This window comes from Ottowia thiooxydans DSM 14619 (assembly GCF_000422885.1).
GTDB classification, from domain to species: domain Bacteria; phylum Pseudomonadota; class Gammaproteobacteria; order Burkholderiales; family Burkholderiaceae_C; genus Ottowia; species Ottowia thiooxydans.
Genome location: NZ_AUGX01000085.1, coordinates 1 through 1618, shown reverse-complemented (window position 1 = coordinate 1618; position 1618 = coordinate 1). Strand labels below are relative to the sequence as shown.

The following is a 1618-nucleotide window of genomic DNA, read 5'->3' as shown; positions in this document are numbered from 1 at the left end:
CTCTTCGTTGAATCCGCTTTATCTTTTCGGACTCACCGCGGAGGAGGCTTTTGCTTGGAAAGCTACTGGCCGGCTCCGTAAGACGTAGTTTGCGCCTGAACGGGGGTGTTTAAAACCACCGAACGAGAACAACACTTTCTTCGAATTGGAAACAATCTTTTCGAAGAATAAGGATCAGGTTGACCTTAGGCACAGGCCAGTTGAAGCCGCCGAACTGCGGACGTTTGATCTCAGCAATGAATTTGCCAGCTCGGCAATGCAGCGTAGTCGCTCAACTCTTTCCAGGGCAACCTCATTCGCGGCACGTCCCAGGAAAGCATCCCTAGATTCGTCAGTCCAGGATGAATTGAACGACTGGTAGCTCAAATGCCATGCCAACACCTACTGGAAGCACTTCGCTCAGCCCGATTTCGCTGTCCGTGCCAAAGTGCGGCCCATCTACTTGAGAAGATGGCTTGGCTCGGAGCGATTCCAGCAAATGGGCAACCTCAGGGATATTGCTGCCGAGAGTGCAACACCCTCAGAATGTCAATTGCATCGTTGCCGACCTGATATACAACGATGTAATTGGGGTGCACGACGTGCTCCCGAGTGCCTGCCACGCGACCGGGCCGGAACAAATACGGCATGAATGGGAGGTTTTCCGCAGATTGAACGATAGCGGCGAGAAGTCGTTGCGCCGCAACTAAGTTGCGCTGCTCGATGTAATCAATGATTTCCACCAGGTCGGTGGCTGCCTCGTCAGACCACCGGACGGGTTGCACGGGCTTGGCGGCGCTCTTCGAGCATGGCTTGAACCTTGGCCATGGCGGCATCGTGTGGCAAGCGTGGCTTTTCGCTGCGCAATGCTTCCTCAACCTTGGCGCAAAACCACTGGTCGTAGCTGGCTTCCTGTTCTACGGTCTCGAACTCGGAAACAATGGGAGAGAGCACGGCACTCATGAACAAAGGTTAGCACAACACGGGTGGGCTGCCAAACCTTGCCAGCTCGCCTCGGGCTCCCCTTAATACCGAAGATACTCAGGCTGGCCTTGAAGCTGTGCACCTGAACTAGGGTCACGTGCTCAGCAAGAAAAATCTCTGAGATGCTGAATCCTGAAACGATGAGCAGCTTTCTGCGCAATTCTCAGGCCAAAAAAACGAGATGACATGCATCTCGTTTTTCGTTTGAGCGACCTTTTTTCAGGCCGCGTTGGGCGCTATATCAGGCTGATTCGCCGCTTTTCACGTGAAAGCCATGTGCGATGGCGTCACGGGTGGACTCACGCACTTGGGCGCGGGTCGCAGTGCTGCGCACAGACTTGGCATCGGAAACAGAGTCGTAACCGTTAACGAGGGGTGGGTTGGCAATGGCTTCCTGACGCACAGCGTCACGGCTCAGTGTGCTGACAGCCTGTGCTTCATTCAGAAACAGTGGGCCTTCGCCAGATGCTGGTTGGGCTGCGAAAGCGTTGCCGGCCAGAACGACGGAAAACAGGGAAGCGAGGGCGATGGTTTTAACTTGCATGATCTTTTCCTTTGAGTTGAATCTTTGTCCAGCGAGACTGCCCGTCAAGGCGGCCTCCTCTTCGTTGAATCCGCTTTATCTTTTCGGACTCACCGCGGAGGAGGCTTTTGC

General features: G+C 54.5%; 3 protein-coding genes. All 3 read right to left on the bottom strand.

Annotated features, from left to right (window positions below; genetic code table 11):
* Positions 1-488: 488 nt before the first annotated feature.
* Entirely contained in the window at positions 489-764 is a 276-nt protein-coding gene (locus G518_RS0126385) for a type II toxin-antitoxin system RelE/ParE family toxin (protein ID WP_028605037.1), read from the bottom strand.
* Positions 742-942, bottom strand: coding sequence for a type II toxin-antitoxin system RelB family antitoxin (gene relB, locus G518_RS0126380; RefSeq protein WP_028605036.1), 201 nt, complete (start codon positions 940-942; stop codon positions 742-744). The genes G518_RS0126385 and relB overlap by 23 nt, the downstream gene beginning before the upstream one ends.
* A gap of 262 nt (positions 943-1204) precedes the next feature.
* The gene (locus G518_RS0126375; protein ID WP_028605035.1) at positions 1205-1507 is read right to left on the bottom strand and encodes a hypothetical protein; all 303 of its coding nucleotides are present in this window, start codon (positions 1505-1507) and stop codon (positions 1205-1207) included.
* Between the last annotated feature and the right edge of the window lie 111 nt (positions 1508-1618).

Coding starts and splice junctions, on each gene's coding strand:
- relB (WP_028605036.1), bottom strand. CDS start 942: ATGAGTGCCGTGCTCTCTCCCATTGTTTCCGAGTTCGAGACCGTAGAA.
- G518_RS0126375 (WP_028605035.1), bottom strand. CDS start 1,507: ATGCAAGTTAAAACCATCGCCCTCGCTTCCCTGTTTTCCGTCGTTCTG.